13 protein-coding genes are annotated in these 18,995 nt (G+C 66.2%); 9 read left to right on the top strand and 4 right to left on the bottom strand.

The genetic code is table 11. From position 1 onward, the window contains the following. Positions 1 to 99: 99 nt before the first annotated feature. The 3 genes from ACRVY7_RS19135 to ACRVY7_RS19125 form a co-directional block, all read right to left on the bottom strand. Entirely contained in the window at positions 100 to 978 is an 879-nt protein-coding gene (locus ACRVY7_RS19135; RefSeq protein WP_431818233.1) for a hypothetical protein, read from the bottom strand. Between the two features lie 133 nt (positions 979 to 1,111). Next, complete coding sequence (gene nadB / locus ACRVY7_RS19130; protein ID WP_431818232.1) at positions 1,112 to 2,779, bottom strand: L-aspartate oxidase; 1,668 nt, start codon at positions 2,777 to 2,779, stop codon at positions 1,112 to 1,114. Between the two features lie 76 nt (positions 2,780 to 2,855). Then, positions 2,856 to 4,904 carry a heavy metal translocating P-type ATPase gene (locus tag ACRVY7_RS19125; protein WP_431818231.1) on the bottom strand — a complete coding sequence of 683 codons (2,049 nt, stop codon included), beginning with the start codon at positions 4,902 to 4,904 and terminating at the stop codon, positions 2,856 to 2,858. Positions 4,905 to 5,037: 133 nt separating this feature from the next. Here ACRVY7_RS19125 and ACRVY7_RS19120 point away from each other — a divergent pair, with 133 nt between their 5' ends. From ACRVY7_RS19120 to pgfA, 4 genes are all read left to right on the top strand, one after another. Continuing rightward, a complete protein-coding gene (locus ACRVY7_RS19120) occupies positions 5,038 to 6,342 on the top strand; it encodes an MFS transporter (protein WP_431818230.1) in 1,305 nt (434 codons plus the stop codon). A gap of 9 nt (positions 6,343 to 6,351) precedes the next feature. Continuing rightward, positions 6,352 to 6,708, top strand: a complete 357-nt coding sequence (locus ACRVY7_RS19115; protein WP_049699384.1) for an ArsR/SmtB family transcription factor — start codon at positions 6,352 to 6,354, stop codon at positions 6,706 to 6,708. A 108-nt stretch (positions 6,709 to 6,816) separates the two neighbouring features. Next, entirely contained in the window at positions 6,817 to 8,187 is a 1,371-nt protein-coding gene (locus ACRVY7_RS19110) for an ABC1 kinase family protein (RefSeq protein WP_431818229.1), read from the top strand. An 89-nt stretch (positions 8,188 to 8,276) separates the two neighbouring features. Next, positions 8,277 to 9,839 (top strand): cell envelope lipid trafficking protein PgfA, encoded by a 1,563-nt coding sequence (gene pgfA / locus ACRVY7_RS19105; RefSeq protein ID WP_431818228.1) that lies wholly within the window; start codon positions 8,277 to 8,279, stop codon positions 9,837 to 9,839. A gap of 354 nt (positions 9,840 to 10,193) precedes the next feature. Here the strand turns inward: pgfA and ACRVY7_RS19100 are convergent, their stop codons facing one another. Next, positions 10,194 to 11,153, bottom strand: a complete 960-nt coding sequence (locus tag ACRVY7_RS19100) for an alpha/beta hydrolase (protein ID WP_049699381.1) — start codon at positions 11,151 to 11,153, stop codon at positions 10,194 to 10,196. Between the two features lie 346 nt (positions 11,154 to 11,499). Between ACRVY7_RS19100 and ACRVY7_RS19095 the strand changes: the two genes are divergently transcribed. The 5 genes from ACRVY7_RS19095 (at position 11,500) to ACRVY7_RS19075 (ending at position 18,973) form a co-directional block, all read left to right on the top strand. Next, positions 11,500 to 13,176: an FAD-binding dehydrogenase gene (locus ACRVY7_RS19095; protein WP_416259141.1), complete on the top strand. Its 1,677-nt coding sequence runs from the start codon at positions 11,500 to 11,502 to the stop codon at positions 13,174 to 13,176. A gap of 98 nt (positions 13,177 to 13,274) precedes the next feature. After that, positions 13,275 to 14,351 (top strand): Dyp-type peroxidase, encoded by a 1,077-nt coding sequence (locus ACRVY7_RS19090; RefSeq protein WP_049699486.1) that lies wholly within the window; start codon positions 13,275 to 13,277, stop codon positions 14,349 to 14,351. A gap of 64 nt (positions 14,352 to 14,415) precedes the next feature. Then, positions 14,416 to 15,216 carry a family 1 encapsulin nanocompartment shell protein gene (locus ACRVY7_RS19085; protein WP_049699380.1) on the top strand — a complete coding sequence of 267 codons (801 nt, stop codon included), beginning with the start codon at positions 14,416 to 14,418 and terminating at the stop codon, positions 15,214 to 15,216. Positions 15,217 to 15,287: 71 nt separating this feature from the next. Next, on the top strand, positions 15,288 to 17,021 hold the full coding sequence (locus ACRVY7_RS19080) for an ABC transporter ATP-binding protein (protein WP_431818259.1): 1,734 nt from the start codon (positions 15,288 to 15,290) through the stop codon (positions 17,019 to 17,021). Continuing rightward, positions 17,018 to 18,973, top strand: coding sequence for an ABC transporter ATP-binding protein (locus tag ACRVY7_RS19075; RefSeq protein ID WP_431818227.1), 1,956 nt, complete (start codon positions 17,018 to 17,020; stop codon positions 18,971 to 18,973). The genes ACRVY7_RS19080 and ACRVY7_RS19075 overlap by 4 nt, the downstream gene beginning before the upstream one ends. Positions 18,974 to 18,995 lie beyond the last annotated feature (22 nt).

The raw sequence follows: 18,995 nt of genomic DNA, 5'->3' as shown, positions 1-18,995 counted from the left end.
TCGTATACCCCTTACCGGTATACCAGAAAATGACAATAAACGGTACCCCCCTAGGGTATCTGGATAGCCAACAGCTGAGAGCGGAAGACGAGAGACGTCTCAGGAGCGCGCGTGATGGAGTGCGTCGGCGAGCTTCGACAACGCCGCGGCAACCTCGTGTAGCGCGTCACTCACCGGATCGGACTGCGCCCCGGACGTCGGGTGACCACCCTGAAACGGATCGACGCGCTGCGGCATCGGGGGTCGAGGTGACGGTGGTTGGGGTGACGGCGGTTGGGGTGACGGGGGTTGAGGTGCTGGCGGTTGGGGCTGCTCGACGGACCGCTGACCAGAGGCGTCGAGAGCCTGGTGCCTGTTGGCTTGGTAGACGGGCGTCGAGGGTGGTTCAGCGTTGGTCGACCGGCGTCCACCGCGGTAGGCGTGTGCCGCAGCCGACTGCCCCGACCCCGAATGTGACGAGACCGGATGCTGCGCGGGTGGGGCCTCGCGGAGCGACGACCCGCGCGGATCGTCGAGGCGATGCGACCCGGCGTTACCCGCGGCGATCGGGAGATCGCCGGTCGACGGCCCGCTGCGCTGCGGCTGATCGGGTGTACCGACGGGCTCCCGGGCATCGCCACCGGGCGTGCGCCGGGGACCACCGCTGCCGGGACGAGGGCTCGGGGCATGCCCGTTCGACCGGGCATAGAAGTGTGGTCCGCCATGTCCGTTGAAGAAGACGCAGCGCGCTCCCTCGGGCGACGGGACCGGGCACGGGTTGCGCTCGATGAGCGATTGCGCGCGGTCGTCGAAGTCGTTCCACTCGAGCCAGAGACGTCTGTCGCTTCGCGGTCGAGCACTCGCATCCGTGGCGTGGTTACCCGCGTGTCCGGCCGCCAGCCGACACTGCAGCAACCATTCCGACGACCCGCTCAAACCGAGCGCGCGACGTTCCTCCGCGGAGCACACAACCGTTGACCAGCAACCCTGGCCGTCCATACGGTCCTCCCATCGGCCCGAATACGCGCTGCTTACGTGTGGCGACGACGCTACTCGCGATTACCCGGCACGTCACAGTCGAATCGACTGTCATCACGGCCGTGCGGTGCGTCGACCGCCCCTCTCCCCGGCGTCAGTCTACGGAAGTCAGCGCTGGCACTTCTACCCCGACGGCGCAGATGTTGCCGTCGACCAATCGGAAGGGTCGCGAGCGCTGTTCGCCGGTCCCGTGATGATCCGCGCCCGGGTACTGCTCGTCGGTACGCACATGGCACCCGCGTGAGCTGGTCCGCGCCAGGGCGGCCGTCACGACGGCCCGCGCGGCAAGTGTCAACACAGCATCTTCGACGTCGCGCCGCGTCGCGAGGACGCGTGGACTCGCATCGTCGAGCATCGCCGCGACTCGCCCGAGTCCCTCCGCGTCGCGGCGCAACCCGACGAAACGCGACATCGCATCCTGCAGCACCTCTCGGTCCACCACCTGCTCGACACCGGGCTCGTCGCCGAGTGACCCGACTGCCTCGGCGACGTCGGTGCCGGCCAGCGCTGCGACATCGGCAGCACGGACCCCCATCACCAGCCCTTCGAGCAGCGAATTGGATGCGAGCCGGTTGGCGCCGTGCAGCCCGGTGCGGGCTACTTCGCCTGCCGCGAGTAGACCTGCGACCGTCGTGCGCCCGTGCGCGTCGGTGACTACGCCACCGCACTGATAGTGGGCGCCCGGCACCACCGGGATGCGCCCGTCCGCTGGGTCGAGACCGGCCGTGCGCAGCCCGACGGTGACCGTCGGAAACCGTGTGACAAAGTCGTCGATTGCCGAGATGTCGAGGTACACGCACGGATGTCCGGTGCGTTCCATCGCCGCCGTCACGGCGTTGGCGACGACGTCGCGCGGTGCCAGATCGCCGAGCGGATGGACGCCCTCGGTCACCGACATTCCGTCGGCGTCGACGAGACGTCCGCCCTCGCCTCGGATGGCCTCTGTGACCAGCGTGCGCCGACCTCGCGCTCCCGGCGTGTACAGCATCGTCGGGTGGAACTGCACGAACTCGAGGTCGGCAACGTCGGCACCCGCGCGTAGTGCGAGCGCGAGGCCGTCTGCCGTGGCGCCCGCCGGGTTGGTGGTCGCGGCAAAGAGGTGTCCGCTGCCGCCCGTCGCGAGCAGCACCGTCGGGGCGTGCACCACTCCCGATCCGTCCGCGCCGAGGTACGCGACGCCGACGGCGCGTCCGTTCGCGGTGAGTATTCGGGTGACAGTGCAGTCGTCGAGGACGCGCACCTCGCCGCGTCGAATCACGGTGGCGACGGCCTCCGACAGTGCCAGCTGAATCTGCGCGCCCGTGGCGTCGCCGCCGGAATGGATGATCCGACGCACGCTGTGCCCGCCCTCGCGCGTACGGGTGAATCTCCCCCAGGCATCGCGATCGAACTGCGCACCCCATCCGAGCAGGCGCGACACCGCAGACCATCCGTCCGCGAGGATCTCCCGCGAGATCTCGGCATCACCGAGCCCCGCACCGGCGGCCAGCGTGTCGTCCAGGTGCAATTCGACGCTGTCGTCGACATCGTCGGGCGCGACCACCGCGACGCCGCCCTGCGCGTAGTACGTCGACGTGCTGTGTTCGAACGGCCCCGCATGTTCAAGCGATCCGGCATTTTGAAGCGATTCAGGGCTGTACGCAGCACCTTTGTTGCAGATCACCACGCGCAGCCCGAGCTCTGCTGCGTGCAGTGCGGCGGTGAGTCCCGCGACCCCCGCCCCGACCACGACGAGATCGGCACGTGCCAGATCGAGCCCCATGTGCGTGCTCCTTCGCCGAATCGATGTTGTCGACCCTGAGTGTTTTCGACCCACAGTCGAAAACCCTCCACGAAGACTACGCCGAGATTCGCGGTTCGTGTAGATCGGCTCGACGCAGGAGTTGGGCATTGAGCGCGACGATGATCGTCGACAACGACATCAGCAGGGCTCCGACCGCCATCGGGAGCACGAAGCCGATCGGCGCGAGGATGCCCGCCGCGAGCGGCACAGAGATGAGGTTGTACCCGGCGGCCCACCAGAGGTTCTGCTTCATCTTGCGGTACGCCTTGCGTGAGAGTTCGATCGCCGACACGACGGTCCGCGGGTCGTCTCCCGCGAGCACGACGCCGGCCGACCCGATCGCCACATCGGTACCCGCGCCGATCGCGATACCGACATCGGCGCGCGCGAGCGCAGGCGCGTCGTTGACGCCGTCACCTACGAAAGCCACGGTGTGGCCCTGCTTCTGCAGCTCGGAGACGATCTGCTCCTTGTCTTCTGGCCGCACCTGCGCGTGTACCTCGGTGATGCCCACCGCCTTGGCCACCCGGTCGGCGACGTCTCGGGCATCGCCGGTGATCATCACCGACTCGATGCCGCGGTCACGGAGCTCGGCGACCGCCTGTGCCGATTCGGGACGCGGTTCGTCGGCGAGTGCGATCACGCCGACTACCTCGCCGTCGATCATGAGGTACAGCACCGTGTTTCCCCGAAGATCCCGTGCAGCAGAGGCGAGATCGTCTGGGACAGACACATTTTCGACGAGCCTTGGACCGCCCACGGACACCTGCCGGCCGTCGACGACAGCGCGCACACCCGTTGCGGCGTGCGTACTGAAATCCTTCGACGACGCGGTGCGCACTCCCCTGTCCTGCGCGGCGCGCACGATGGCGCGAGCGAGCGGGTGCTCGCTCTGCATTTCGGCCGACGCTGCGAGACCGAGGAGCTCGTCCTTCGAATACCCCTCGCGCGCAACGATATCAGTCACCTCAGGCCGTCCACGGGTGAGCGTTCCGGTCTTGTCGAAGCAGATGACGTCGATTTGCCGAAGGGATTCGAGCGCGATCCGATTGGTGACGAGCACACCCATCCTGGCCGCACGTTCGGTGGCGATCGAGACCACCAGCGGTATCGCGAGTCCGAGTGCGTGCGGGCACGCGATGACCAGCACCGTGATCGTGCGGATGACAGCGTCCTCGGGTTGTCCGATCGCCGTCCAGATGATGGCGGTCAGCGCCGCGGCGCCAAGCGCGAACCAAAAGAGCCAGCCCGCAGCACGATCGGCGAGTCGTTGTGCACGCGACGTCGAATTCTGCGCTTGCGCGACAAGCCGCTGGATGCCCGCGAGCGTCGTGTCGTCGCCGACAGCTCTGACCCGCACGGTGATCGCGGAATCGGCGGTGACCGTTCCTGCGACCACCTTGTCGCCGACCTTGCGGGTGACGAGATCAGACTCTCCGGTGATCATCGACTCGTCGAGTTCTGCTGTGCCGTCAATGATTACACCGTCCGCGGGCACTCGTCCCCCTGGACGCACGATCACCACGTCGCCCTCGACGAGGTCGGCCGGGGCGACCGTCTCGGTCTGCCCACTGCCTGGATCGCCGACGACGCGCTCGGCTTCGTCCGGCATCAGTGATGCGAGCGAATCGAGTGCCGACGTGGTCTGTGCGATCGAGCGCATCTCTATCCAGTGCCCGAGCAGCATGATGACGATGAGAAGTGCCAGCTCCCACCAGAAGTCGAGATCGTGAGGGAGCAGGTGGAGGGACGCACCCCACGACGCAACGAATGCGACCGTGATCGCCAGCGCGATGAGGGTCATCATTCCGGGTGTGCGCGAGCGAAGTTCGCTCACGGCACCGGTCAGGAACGGCCGTCCGCCCCAGAGGTACATGACCGTGCCGAGCACCGGCGAGATCAGTCGCACCGCGTTGTCGGGGACGGTGTAGCCGACGATCGACCCGAACATCGGCGAGGCCGCAACGACCGGGATCGCGATCACGCACATGATCCAGAACAACCGTCGGAACATCGCGACGTGGTCCATGTGCCCGTGCGCCATATCCCCGTGGTCCATGCCGCTGTGGTTCATGTTGCCGTGGCCCATGTGTTCGTGGCCCATGTGTTCGCGGCCACCTGGTTCTGCGCCCCTGGCCGCGTGCCCGTGCGTCTCCATATCCCCTTTATACCCCCCTAGGGTATGTATCGCACGCGTATATGTGCGCAGATGCGCACATATAGCTTAATATCGCCCTGTGCGGGCATTCACCTATCCGACTTTCCGTCGGCTCTACGGCGCGCAGGTGGTGTCGCTGCTGGGCACCGGCCTGCTCACCGTTGCGTTGGGTCTGCTCGCCTACGACCTCGCGGGCCCCGACGCCGGTCGGGTTCTTGGCACGGCACTCGCGGTGAAGATGGTCGCCTACGTCGTGATGGCCCCGGTGATGCGCGCGCTGGTCACCGCCCTACCCGCCTCGCGAGTGCTCGTCGGCGCAGACGTCGTACGTGTCGCAATGGCCTGCTGCCTGCCGTGGGTCGGCCACGTCTGGCAGATCTATCTCCTGGTGTTCGCGTTGCAGACCGCGTCGGCGACCTTCACGCCGACCTTCTCCGCAACCATTGCGCGTGTGGTCGACGACCGGGACGACTATTCGTCGGCCGTCGCGGCGTCGCGGATCGCCTACGACCTCGAATCCGTCGGCAGCCCGCTGATCGCAGCAGCACTGCTGACTGTCGTGTCCTATTCGACGCTGTTCGTCGGCACAGCGCTCGGCTTTGCCGCGTCGGCCGCCCTCGTCATCTCGTGCCGCAGAAACATCAACGGCCGCAGCATCAAAGAAAGGCCCACCTCCACCGCCGAGAGCTTCGGCGGGCGAACCTTCGCGGGTTGTCGGATCATGCTGGCGCGCGGTTCGTTTCGCGGGGTGTTGTGGATCAACGTCGTCGTCGCAGCGGCCACAGCGCTTGTCATGGTTGGGACCGTGGTCTTCGTCCGCGCCGACCTCGGGGGTTCTGCGACGGCGGTCGCGGTGGCTCTCGCTGTGTTCGGCGCGGGGTCGATCGCCGCCGCGCTCCTCGGCCCGACGATCTTCCGATGCGCGGGAACCTCACGGCCGATGCTGGCCTGCGCCCTCGCCTGCGTGATCGGCGTCGGGGCGATGGCTATCTGGTTGGGCGCGTCGTCGTACATCACACTGCTCGCACTCTGGGCGGTGCTCGGTGCCGCGACGTCGATCATCTCGACCGGCACCGCCCGTGTGCTGCGCGATCACAGCACCGACGCCGACCGGGACGAGGTGTTCACCGCCCAGTTCTCGCTCTCGCATGCCGCGTTTCTGGTGACCTATCCACTCGCCGGCCTCGGCGCCTCGACCAGCGGGCAAGTGGTGTGTGCACTCGCACTGTCGGCGCTCGCGCTACTCGGACTCGTCGGCGCCGCGTATAGCTGGCGACCGGCGACTGCCACCCGAACAGCGAACACACGACCGGCGAACCTACGAATGCACCCGCGGATCTCACTTACGATGAACCGCGCAACCGCAACCGCCGACGAACGGTGATCACCGCCGATGAAACAGGCAGCCACCCCTGCCCCGAGCCTCGAGCACCGGGTCAGCCCCGACCCCGAGCTCCTCGGTACCGCAACAGCACTCTTCACCATGCTGTCCGACCCCACTCGGCTGCACATCCTGTGGCTGTTGCGCGACGAGGAGCGTGACGTCACGGCTCTGACCGAGGCCGTCGGAGCGTCGCGGACTGCGGTCAGTCAGCATCTGGCAAAACTGCGCTTCACCGGGCTCGTCGACACCAGACGCGAGGGGCGTCGAATCATCTACCGTCTACGCGACGGGCACGTCGGCAGGGTCATCGCCGAGGCCCTCAACCACGCCGACCATCGCGTTTCAGGGGAGCCCGAGCACGGCTGAGGCGCGACCGACACCTGGGCCGTTCGTACGCCTTGTCCGATTCCCGACACCGACCTCCTACACTGGGCGCGACGCGGGAACCCGCAAGCACGACGAGCAGGGGGGAATATGGACAGCAAAGTTGACGACGGTCGCCACGCGCGTCTACGCCCGGCGTCGCCGATCGCCGAGGTCACGCGCCTCGGTGTGACCACCGCCCACGCAACGCTCGGCGTCGGCAGATTCCTCCTCGACACCGCATTCGACGCCGCGCATCTGCGCGCACCAAGTGGCAAACGCGCGGCAGCGCAGGTGCGCGCGACCTTCGAGCACCTCGGCCCCACCTACGTAAAGCTCGGACAACTCATCGCGTCGAGTCCCGGTGTCTTCACCGAGACGTTGGCATCGGAGTTCGAATCGCTCCTCGACAGCGTGCCGCCCGCCGACCCCGATGAGATCCGACAGGTTTTCATCGACGAGATCGGCCGCGCCCCCGAGGACGTCTTCGCCGAGTTCGACCCCGAGCCGATCGCATCGGCATCCATCGCCCAGGTCCACACCGCGAGGCTGCACAACGGCGACGAGGTCGTCGTCAAAATCCAACGTCCCGGAATCGCCGAGCGCCTCGCACCCGACGTCGCGATCCTCGAACGACTCGCCAGCCTTGCCGAGATCTCGGAGTACGGCCGGATGTTGTCGGCGCGACACGTCGTCGAGGATTTTGCCGACGGTCTCGACGCCGAGCTCGATTTCCGCAACGAGGCCGACGCCATGCGCGAATGGTACGAATGTCTCAAACCAGGACAGTTCGGAGATCGCGTTCGCGTTCCCTACGTCTACGACGACCTGACCACCGCGCGCGTCATGACGATGGAACGCATCTACGCCACCCGCATCGACGACGCCGCCGCTGTGCGCGCCGCCGGACACGATGGGGTCGCGCTGTGCCGAAACCTGTTGCTGTCGCTGCTCGAGTCGGCGTTCCACGGCGGCTTGTTCCACGGCGACCTCCACGCCGGCAACGTCCTCGTCGACGCAGACGGTCGCCTGGTGCTGCTCGACTTCGGCATCGTCGGACGCTTCACACCACGCACCCGACGCATCCTGCGTCAGCTCGTCGTCGACCTGATCGTCCGCAACGACTACGAATCGGCGGGTCGCGCCATCTTCTTGCTGGGAGCTGTGCGTAACCCCGGTTCGACGACGCAGGGTGGGGCTGACATCCGCAAGATCACCACACCGCTGTCGACCACGGATCTCGGCGACATGAGCTACACCGACCTCGGGCGACAACTCGCGGCGGTCGCACGGGCACACGACGCCCGGTTGCCGCGCGAGTTGGTGCTCGTCGGAAAGCAACTGCTCTACGTCGAGAAGTACATGAAGCTGCTGGCACCGCGCTGGAAGGCGATGTCGGACGCGGAGATCTACGGCTACATGGCCGGAATCATGAAAGAAGCCGAACGGGACAGGCGTGCCGATCGCACCGGCATGGGCTGATTCCCGTTGGCCGACCATTAGGGTGAGAGCGTTGACCGTGGCCTGCTCGTCGACACGACGGGCCAGGCCGAACCGCACAGGAGTCGAGAATGAGACGAGTTTGGCTGGCGCTGCTGGCATTCCTCGGGGTTGCTTGCATCACCGCGGCGATCGCCATCCCGGCGTTCCTGGTGCCTCAGTTGCGGGTGGTGCCACTCGATCTCGACATCACGTCCGTTGCCTCGACGGTTCCTGCCGACGGATCGGCCGGCGAGCGGTTCCCGGCGGTCATCTTCGATCGCTGCTCGGTCTCACAGCCCAAGGCCCGCACGCTTGACGCACACCTGACGCAGCAGCGTCGAAGCGTGATCATCGAGCCTTCGGACAAGCGACAGGCCACTCTGCAGTCGGCGCAAACCGTCCAGATCGACCGCATCCGCGACGCCGACGGCAAGGAGACGGACCCACCGGCCCCGCGCGCCGATGGCGACCTGAAGTGCGACGACGGCCTGCTCACCGCAACTATCGACAGGGTTTCGGTCAACCGCAAGACATCGGTGCCCAACGGCACCGTCAGCGCTCTGCAGCTCGAGGCCGCACCGGAGGGCGTGAACGTCAAGGACGTGTCGGTCCAGTTGCCCGACCGTAAGGGGTTCCAGTACAAGTTCGGCTTCAACGTCAAGAAGCGGTCGTACCTGTACTACGACCTCAACACCCGCCAGGATCAGCCTGCCAAGTACGTCGGCGAGAAGACCTTCAACGGGGTCAAGACCTACGAGTTCGTCTCCGAGGTTCCCGAGACCGACCTCTCGTCGCTGCCCAACGCACAGGGTGAGGCCGCGCTGGGCACGATGCTCACGATGCCCGCGAAGTGGTGGGGAATCACCGGGCGCGGCGTGAAGCCCGACGACAAGATCACGATGCATCGCTACGCATCGGCGACGCGCCACGTCTTCGTCGAGCCCGAGACCGGCACCATCGTCAACGGCCGCGAGGACCAGCGCCAGTACTTCAAGTCGCCCGACCAGAGCGACGGAACGCCCGCACCGGTCCGCGATTTCAAGCTCGACGCCCTGAAGGCCACGTTCCAGTGGGCAGACGGCACCGTCAACGCGCAGGCCGATCGCGCTGGCCACTACATGAATCTGCTCAAGCTCGGCGGATTCTGGTTGCCGCTCATCCTCGGCATCGTCGGAGCACTACTCCTCCTCGCATGGATTCTGATCATCTGGCGGACGCGAAACAGCGCCGACAAGAACCTCGAGAACCCCGATGTCTACGACGATGAACCGGGCTTCTTCGACAAACGCGAGTCCGACCGCAGCAGCGCCGCGACAACGACCGCCCTCGCCGGAACAGCCGCGGGTGCAGGCCTCGCTGGCCGCAACCGCCACGCCGCGGCCGACGACACGGACGACGCCGCGACGACGTCAATCGGTACGACCGGGACGGAAGCGAACGCCGACGAGGACGACGACGCGTACATGTGGGACCGTCCGACTCAGCGCATCCCGCGCGTCGAAGGTCCCACGGCCTCCGACGCCCCGGAGGGCGACGACCAGCCGACCCGCCAGGTGCCGGCAGTCGATGACGACTCGTCCGACACCCCGCGCTCCGCGCTCGACGAGGCCCGCGCCTTCCGCCGCCGCGGCACGCAGGACTCGGGCGAGTAGGACAGCCCGAGCCCGCTGGTCGGGCCGGCTCACCCCTCGCTGGTTGAGCCGGGCCACTTCTCTCGCTGGTTGAGCGGCCACACCCCGCTGGGTGAGCCGCCTTTACCGCTGGTTGAGCGGCCGCGAGCGAAGCGAGCAGCCGAGTCGAAACCACTTACCCGCATGGTGTGCAGCCCACCCCGCTGCGTGAGCCGCCTTTCCCGCTGGTTGAGCGGCCGCGAGCGAAGCGAGCAGCCGAGTCGAAACCACTCACCCGCACACCGCACACAACACAACGACGAGGGCCGGCGATCGATCCGATCGCCGGCCCTCGTCGTGTTCAGTTGTTCAGTCGTTCAGCTTCCTGGCCTCGGCTCAGAAGAACGCGGGGCGGAAGGTGGTGTTCCACGACTGGCGGAAGTTCTCCTGCCAGTAGTCCCACCAGTGGTCGCCGTCCGGGGTCACATGCGTGGTGAGCTTGACGCCCGGGACCGCTGCGACGCGGGGGATGTAGAGCCGCGTGCTGACCGATGCGGCCACCTCGAGCGGAACCATCTGCGAGAACTTGACCGGGTTGAAGTTCGCGCTCGTCGGGTTGATCGAGCTGTCGAACTTGCTGCCGAGTCCGGTGCCCGACGACAGGTACACGTAGTCGCCGGCCAGGTTGTTGGCACTCAGGAACGGGTCGTTCTGGAACCACTGGCCTGCCGGGTAGAAGCCCCACATGTTGTTGGGGTCGCCGCCCATGGTCGCGACCGACGCCTGGATGCCCTGCGTGAAGCCGGGGAAGGTGACGGTCGGGTAGCCGCTGTAGGACGCGACCGCCTTGTAGAAGCCCGGGTGCCGCGACGCGAGGTTCAGCGCCGACGTTCCCGACATCGACAGACCCGCGATGCCGTTACGACGGTTGTCTGAGTTGTGGTTCTTCTTCATGTACGCGGGCAGTTCGCGTGTCAGGAACGTTTCCCACTTGTTCACGCCCAGCTTGGGGTCGGGACGCTCCCAGTCTGTGTAGAAGCTGCCGCCACCGCCGAAGGGGATGACCAGGTTGGTGCCCTTGCCGGCCATGAAGCGGTCGGCGCCGGTGTTGTTCTGCAGCCAACCGCTGGTGTTGTTGGGAGCCCGCAGACCGTCGAGCAGGTAGAGGGTGGGCTTGGGGCCGCCGCCACCACCGTCGACGATGCGAACCGGGATGTTCTTGTGCATCGATGCGGAGTACACGTATTCGGTCTGGCCGGCCGCGTGGGCTTCCGGGGCCACGGCCATGGTCAGGCCGCCGAGCGCCGCCATGGCGCCCACAGCGGCAACGAGGCGCTTGCGCGCGCGAGTCAACATATGAGAAGAGTCCTTACGATCTTGACCCGGACGGGCCTCGTTCATACGGGCAGGAAATGGGGGTCAGCGGCCATACCGACTGAGTTGGTCCCCAACGCGACAGAGTGTAACGGCTGCATAACGCAGCAGCAAAAGGTACATCGACCCTTGACCGTCGGTTGAGACACGCAGATGATCATTACCCACGTCACACGCGCGGTCCATACCTGCGCTGCGTCAACTAGGTCACAGGGCGCCCAATTGTCACATGTCGGTCGTCACATCTCGATACCCGTCGGCGCTACCTCACCGAGGGCTCCGGGGATAGGGTCGATCCCACAAGCAGGACATATCGAGGAAGGCTCTCGTGAACACAGCGCACGTGGATGCAGGACAAGCCGACGCCATCGTTGTCGGGTCCGGCCTTGCCGGACTCGTCGCGACCTACGAACTCACCAAGGCGGGTCGTCGGGTGATCGTCGTCGACCAGGAGAACCGCAACAACCTCGGTGGGCAGGCGTTCTGGTCGCTGGGCGGACTCTTCCTCGTCGACACTCCCGAGCAGCGTCGACTCGGCATCCACGATTCAGCGGAACTCGCCCTTCAGGACTGGATGGGCTCTGCGGGGTTCGACCGCGACGACGAGGACTACTGGCCTCGACAGTGGGCTCGCGCCTACGTCGACTTCGCGGCCACGGAGAAGCGTCAGTACCTGCACGATCTCGGCCTGCGCATCACACCGGTCGTCGGCTGGGCAGAACGCGGGGGCGGATTCGCCGACGGCCACGGCAACTCGGTGCCGCGCTTCCACCTGACCTGGGGCACCGGCCCCGAGGTGGTCCGGATCTTCGCCGAGCCCGTGCTCGACGCCGAGCGTCGCGGACTCGTCGAGTTCCGCTTCCGGCACCGCGTCGACGAGATCGTCGTCGAAGACGGCACCGCTGTCGGTGTGCGCGGGTCAAAGCTTGCTCCGACGGCCGCCGGGCGCGGCGAGGCGTCGAACCGCGACGAGATCAGCGACTTCGAGATCCGCGGCGGTGCGGTCATCGTGACGACCGGCGGCATCGGCCACAACCACGAACTCATCCGCAAGAACTGGCCGACGGAACGTCTCGGGCCCGCACCGAAGACGATGATCTCCGGCGTCCCCGCCTACGTCGACGGTCGCATGCTCGGCATCGCCGAGGAAGCGGGCGCAAGCCTGGTCAATCGAGACCGCATGTGGCACTACACCGAGGGCATCCACAACTGGGATCCCATTTGGCCCGACCACGCCATCCGCATCATCCCCGGGCCGTCGTCGCTCTGGCTCGACGCCAACGGCAATCGACTCAAGCCGCCGAACTTCCCCGGCTTCGACACCAATTCGACGATGCGCGAGATCCTCGCGACCGGCCACGACTACTCGTGGTTCATCCTGACGCAGTCGATCGTCGAGAAGGAGTTCGCGCTGTCGGGTTCGGAGCAGAACCCCGACATCACGGACAAAGACCTGAAGTTCGCCGCGAAGAGTCGTTTCGCAAAGGGCGCGCCCGGTCCTGTCGAGGCGTTCCTGAAGAACGGCAGCGACTTCGTCGTCGCCGACAATCTCGCAGAACTCGTCGCAGGCATGAACGAGATCACTCGCGGCCCCAAGCTCGATCTGCAGCATGTCGAGCGCGTGATCTCCGCCCGCGACAACGAGATCGACAACAAATTCTCCAAGGACGCGCAGCTGATGGCGATCACCAACGCGCGCCAGTTCCTCGGCGACAAGATCGTGCGCGTGGCCAAGCCCCACAAGATCCTCGACCCTGAACACGGGCCGCTGATCGGGGTGCGACTGAACATCTTGACGCGAAAGACGTTGGGCGGTCTGGAGACCAACCTCGAGTCGGCCGTGATGCGACCAGACGGTTCGGTATTCGACGGCCTGTACGCCGCGGGTGAGGTCGCCGGATTCGGCGGCGGCGGCGTGCACGGATACAACGCGCTCGAGGGAACGTTCCTCGGCGGTTGCATCTTCTCCGGCCGCGCCGCCGGACGAGCGGTCGCGCGCGGCTGAACCGAAAACTGTCGTACACGACCAGGCGTGCCTGACCTGAGTTTTGTGAGGACACACTTTCATCGGCGCGCATTGCGCGCTGCACTAGAGTGAAAACCGTGCCCGTACCGCAGACGATTCTGACACGCAAGACAAAGCACGCGTTGTTCCTCGTCCTGACGATCAACGCGGGTGGCGAGGACGCTGTCCGGGGAATGTTCGACGTCCTCGGGTCACGCATCAACTCCGTATCGTCCCGAGCGCCCGAGCAGGCACTTGCGGGCATCGTGTCGATCGGCTCGGACGCGTGGGACCGCTTGTTTGCGGGCAACCGCCCCAAGTCGCTTCGACCCTTCGTCGAGTACGCGGGCGATGTCCACACCGCCCCAGCGACTCCCGCCGACCTCCTGCTCCACCTCAAGGCCGACGCGATGGACCTCTGCTACGAGCTCGGCCGCATGCTGATGAGCGAACTCGGCGACGCGGTCACCGTCGTCGACGAGGTGCACGGCTTCCGCTACTTCGACCTTCGCGACCTCATCGGCTTCGTCGACGGCACCGAGAATCCCGTCGGCCAGGCCGCGATCGACGCGATCACGGTCGGCGACGAAGACCCCGCATACGCGGGCGGTAGTTACGTCGCCATCCAGCGCTACGTCACCGACTTCAAGGAATGGGATTCGATCTCGGTCGAGGACCAGGAGGCGGCGATCGGGCGCACCAAACTCGACAACATCGAGATGTCCGACGACGTGAAACCGACCAACTCGCACATCGCGCTCAATGTGGTCAATGACGTCAACGGTGAGCAGATCGACGTCGTCCGCGACAACATGCCCTACGGCGAGGCCTCGGGCATCGGCGACTCCGGCACCTTCTACATCGCGTACTCCTCGGCGCCCGACGTCACCGAGGAGATGCTGCGCAAGATGTTCATCGGCGATCCCGCCGGAAACTACGACAGGCTGCTCGACTTCACCACCGCCGTCACCGGGGCACAGTTCTTCACCCCAACCGTCGACTTCTTCGACGACCTCCCCGACGCCCCACCCGCGGCCGAGTCGGATTCCGACGACGACGCTCCCCACGACGCACCCGCGCCGGTCACGCTCGACGCCGCATCGCCGGTTCCACCACCCGAGCCGACGGACCCCGGCGACGGCTCGCTGGGAATCGGATCGCTGCGCCCCTCGTGACTCCTCCGCACCTTCTGCCTGACAACACAACTCGCCACCAACACCGACTACCAGGAGACGCACCATGAACAATCTGCATCGCGAACTCGCCCCCATCTCCGCGTCCGCCTGGGAGGCCATCGAAGAAGAGGCGGCTCGGTCGTTCAAGCGCAACATCGCGGGCCGTCGACTCGTCGACGTCAAGGGACCGCTCGGACTCGAGGCGTCGTCGGTCACGCGCGGACACCGCACCAAGATCGACGCCCCCGCTGACGGCATCCAGGCGTTCAAGCGCAGCGTGCAGCCGCTGATCGAACTCAAGGTGCCGTTCACCGTCACCCGCGAGGCCATCGACGACGTCGATCGCGGCGCGGAGGATTCGGATTGGGATCCGGTGGTCGACGCCGCGCGCGAACTCGCGCTGGCCGAAGACCGCGCGATCTTCGAGGGCTACGCCGCCGCAGGCATCTCGGGCATCCGCGCCGAGGCCACCGCAACCCCCATCCCGCTGCCCGAGGACGTGCGTGACTACCCCGAGGCGTTCAGCGCGGCGCTCTCGACGCTCAAGCTCGCGTCGATCGACGGGCCGTACTCCATCGCACTCGCAGCCGATGTGTACAACCTCGTCAACGAGACGTCGAATCACGGCTACCCGGTCCGCCAGCACATCCAGCGTCTGATCGACGGCGAGATCGTGTGGGCGCCCGCGATCACCGGAGCGTTCGTATTGTCCACGCGTGGAGGCGATTTCGAGCTGACGATCGGTCAGGACGTCTCGATCGGCTACGACTCGCACGACGCCGACGTGGTGAACCTGTACTTCCAGGAGTCCTTCACCTACCTCACCTACACCGGTGAAGCGGCAGTCGCATTGACGTCCGCCTGACGCGAGCCCCCGGGGTATTTCCCTCGCACCGTGTCGGCACACCTTGCTAGCGTCGTGTGAGTGAGCGCCACATGCTGACCCGCCTGATCAGGACATACCTCTCGCGGTATCCCTGGCACATGCTCGCCGTCGTGATACTGCAGCTCGTCGCGACGGTTGCCATGTTGTACCTGCCGACGCTGAATGCCGACATCATCGACAACGGCGTCGCGAAGGGCGACACGTCGTACATCCTGCGCATCGGTGCGGTCATGCTCGTCATCACGATCGCCCAGATCGTGTGCACCATCATCGCCCAGTACTTCGGCTCGCGGGCAGCACTCGCGACCGGACGCGACATCCGGCACGACCTGCTGCACCGGATCAACACCTACTCCGCCAGGGAGATGGGGACGTTCGGCGCGCCGTCGTTGATCACCCGCACCACCAACGACGTCCAGCAGGTGCAGTTGTTGATCGTCATGAGCACCACCATCCTGGTGATGGCGCCCATCATGTGCATCGGCGGCATCATCATGGGCATCAAGGTGGGGTCGCAGTTGTCGTGGGTGCTCGTCGTGGCGGTGCCCGTTCTCGCGGTTGCGATGGGAGTCATCATCGCGCGCATGATTCCCGGCTTCCGCGCGATGCAGGAGCGTATCGACGCGGTCAATCGTGTTCTGCGTGAACAGATCACGGGCATCCGAGTAGTCCGAGCGTTTGTGCGCGAACGCTACGAGATCGACCGCTTCGCCACCGCGAACGACAGCCTCGCCCAGGCCACGCTGCGCGTCGGCCGCATGCAGGCGTTGATGTTCCCCGCCGTCATGCTGATCACGAACGTCACGATCGTGGCGATCATCTGGTTCGGCGGCCACCTGGTGTCCGACGGCAGCATCGAGATCGGCGCCCTGACCGCGATGATCACCTACGTCATGCAGATCCTGATGTCGGTGATGATGGCGTCGTTCCTCGCAATGATGGCGCCGCGCGCGACAGTGTGTGCCGAGCGTATCTGCGAGGTTCTCGACACCGAGACCTCCGTCGGAGCACCGCAAAACCCTGTCCCGTTCGCAGCGCAACCGTCGACCGTCGAGTTCCGGGCGGCTCAGTTCCGCTATCCGGGTGCCGACGATCCCGTCCTGTCCGACATCAGCTTTCGCGTCGAACCCGGCACCACGACCGCCATCGTCGGCTCGACCGGTTCCGGCAAGACCACGCTCGTCGGTCTGGTGCCCCGACTCATCGACGTCACCGCCGGTGAGGTTCGTGTCGGCGACACCGATGTCCGACGCCTCGACCCCAATACCCTGCGCGACGCCATCGGCCTCGTCCCGCAGCGCCCGTACCTGTTCTCGGGCACCGTCGCGTCGAACATTCGCAACGGCAAGCCCGACGCCACCGACGACGAGATCTGGGAGGCGTTGCGCATCGCGCAGGCCGCCGACTTCGTCGAGCGCATGCCCGACGGCCTCGACACCCCGATCTCCCAGGGCGGCACCACGGTGTCGGGTGGTCAACGTCAGCGCCTCGCAATAGCCCGCGCGCTAGTGCGCAAACCGTCGGTCTACCTCTTCGACGACGCGTTCTCGGCCCTCGACGTCGCCACGGACGCCCGCCTCCGCGCCGCACTCGCACCCGCGACGTCGGAGTCCGCCGTCATTATCGTCGCCCAGCGCATCTCAACCATCGTCGACGCCGAGCAGATCGTCGTGCTCGATCGCGGTCGGATCGTCGGGATCGGCACACACGACGAACTTCTCGCGACCTCCGAGACATACCGCGAGATCGCGGAGTCGCAGCTCGCGATCGGAGAGTCGGCATGACCCGCGCGGGCGGCGGCGCCCCCGCATCCCCAGGGCCCGGCCGTGGCCCGATGGCTGCTGGACCAGTCGTGGCGAAGGCGCGATCGTTCGGTCCGTCGATCAAGCGGCTGATCGGATTGCTGTTCTCCTACCGGACGTCGATGAGCGTCGTCGTGTTGTCGATCATCGGATCGGTGATCCTCACGGCGTTCGCACCGCGCGTGCTCGGCGACGCCACCAACATCATCTTCGACGGTGTCGTCGGCAAGATGCTTCCCGCGGGGACGACCAAGGCGCAGGCCGTCGAGGGGCTGCGCGAGCGCGGCAACGGCACCCTCGCCGACATGGTGAACTCGATGAACGTCACCCCGGGTGTGGGCATCGACTTCGGCGACGTCGGCCGCGTGTTGCTGATCGTGCTGGCGCTCTACATCGGTTCGTCGCTGTTGTCGTGGCTCGGCGCGTATCTGCTCAACATCGTCGTCGTCGGAACCGTCAAGCATCTGCGCGCAGAGGTCGAGGCCAAGATCCACCGCCTCCCGCTGAGCTACTACGACACCACCGCGCGCGGCGATCTGCTCAGTCGCGTCACCAACGACCTCGACAATCTGTCACAGACGTTGCAGCAGACCATCTCCCAGTTGCTGAACTCCATCCTGATGGTGATCGCGATCCTGGTGATGATGCTCTGGATCTCGCCACTGCTGGCGCTCATCGCGCTCGTCACCGTGCCGCTCGCCGCGGGTGCAACCGCGCTGATCGCCAAACGCTCCAAGCCGCACTTCCTCGCGCAGTGGTCGTCGACCGGCAAGCTCAACGCACAGGTCGAAGAAGCGTTCACCGGGCACGAACTGGTGACCGCGTTCAACCGCCAGGCCGACGTCGAATCGGAATTCGACGAGCGCAACGAGAAGCTCTACCAGTCGAGTTGGCGTGCACAGTTCATCTCGAGCACCGTCATGCCGACGATCATGTTCCTCGGCAACCTCAACTACGTGGCGGTCGCCGTCGTCGGCGGACTGCGCGTGGCGTCGGGTGCGTTGAGCCTCGGCGAGGTGCAGGCGTTCATCCAGTACTCGCGACAGTTCACTCAGCCGCTCACCCAGATCGGGTCGATGGTCAACCTGCTGCAGAGCGGCGTCGCGTCGGCCGAGCGCATCTTCGACATCCTCGACGCCGACGAGCAGACCCCCGACCCGAAGAACCCGAGAACGCCTGAGCACGACCGTGGACTGATCGAATTCGACGACGTCTCGTTCCGCTACGTCGCCGACAAGCCGCTCATCGACGACCTCTCACTCGTCGCGCGTCCCGGCCACATGGTCGCCATCGTAGGGCCGACCGGCGCGGGCAAGACCACCCTGGTCAACCTCATCATGCGCTTCTACGACGTCGACTCCGGAACCATCACCGTCGACGGCGTCGAATCCCGTCAGATGACCCGCGACGACCTGCGCGAGCGCACCGGAATGGTGCTGCAGGATTCGTGGCTGTTCGGCGGAACCATCTACGACAACATCGCCTACGGCGACCCCACGGCGTCGCGCGAGGAGGTCCTCGAGGCCGCGCGCATGAGCCACGTCGACCACTTCGTCCGCATCCTGCCCGACGGCTACGAGACGATGCTCGACGACGAGGGCGGCGGCGTGAGTGCCGGTGAGCGACAGCTCATCACGATCGCGCGCGCCTTCCTCGCCCGCCCGACCATCCTGATTCTCGACGAGGCCACCAGCTCCGTCGACACCCGCACCGAGCTGCTCATCCAGAAGGCGATGGCCGCGCTGCGCACCGACCGCACGAGTTTCGTTATCGCGCACCGCCTTTCGACCATCCGCGACGCCGACGTCATCGTGGTGATGGAGGACGGGCACATCGTCGAACAGGGCAATCACGACGAGCTGCTCGCCGCTCAGGGCGCGTACTGCCGGCTGTACCGCAGCCAGTTCGCCGGGGCCGTCGACTCGGAGGCTTGATCGGCAAATACACGTGTATCTG

This window comes from Gordonia jacobaea, assembly GCF_965344965.1.
In the GTDB taxonomy this organism is placed as follows: Bacteria; Actinomycetota; Actinomycetes; order Mycobacteriales; family Mycobacteriaceae; genus Gordonia; species Gordonia jacobaea.
Note: the sequence above shows the minus strand (reverse complement) of the source record. Positions and strands in the feature narration are given on the sequence as shown.

What these genes read in the sequence shown, in the direction of transcription:
- ACRVY7_RS19135 (WP_431818233.1), bottom strand. Translation starts at nt 978, where the DNA reads ATGGACGGCCAGGGTTGCTGGTCAACGGTTGTGTGCTCCGCGGAGGAA.
- nadB (WP_431818232.1), bottom strand. Translation starts at nt 2,779, where the DNA reads ATGGGGCTCGATCTGGCACGTGCCGATCTCGTCGTGGTCGGGGCGGGG.
- ACRVY7_RS19125 (WP_431818231.1), bottom strand. Translation starts at nt 4,904, where the DNA reads ATGGGCCACGAACACATGGGCCACGGCAACATGAACCACAGCGGCATG.
- ACRVY7_RS19115 (WP_049699384.1), top strand. Translation starts at nt 6,352, where the DNA reads ATGAAACAGGCAGCCACCCCTGCCCCGAGCCTCGAGCACCGGGTCAGC.
- ACRVY7_RS19110 (WP_431818229.1), top strand. Translation starts at nt 6,817, where the DNA reads ATGGACAGCAAAGTTGACGACGGTCGCCACGCGCGTCTACGCCCGGCG.
- pgfA (WP_431818228.1), top strand. Translation starts at nt 8,277, where the DNA reads ATGAGACGAGTTTGGCTGGCGCTGCTGGCATTCCTCGGGGTTGCTTGC.
- ACRVY7_RS19100 (WP_049699381.1), bottom strand. Translation starts at nt 11,153, where the DNA reads ATGTTGACTCGCGCGCGCAAGCGCCTCGTTGCCGCTGTGGGCGCCATG.
- ACRVY7_RS19085 (WP_049699380.1), top strand. Translation starts at nt 14,416, where the DNA reads ATGAACAATCTGCATCGCGAACTCGCCCCCATCTCCGCGTCCGCCTGG.
- ACRVY7_RS19080 (WP_431818259.1), top strand. Translation starts at nt 15,288, where the DNA reads ATGCTGACCCGCCTGATCAGGACATACCTCTCGCGGTATCCCTGGCAC.
- ACRVY7_RS19075 (WP_431818227.1), top strand. Translation starts at nt 17,018, where the DNA reads ATGACCCGCGCGGGCGGCGGCGCCCCCGCATCCCCAGGGCCCGGCCGT.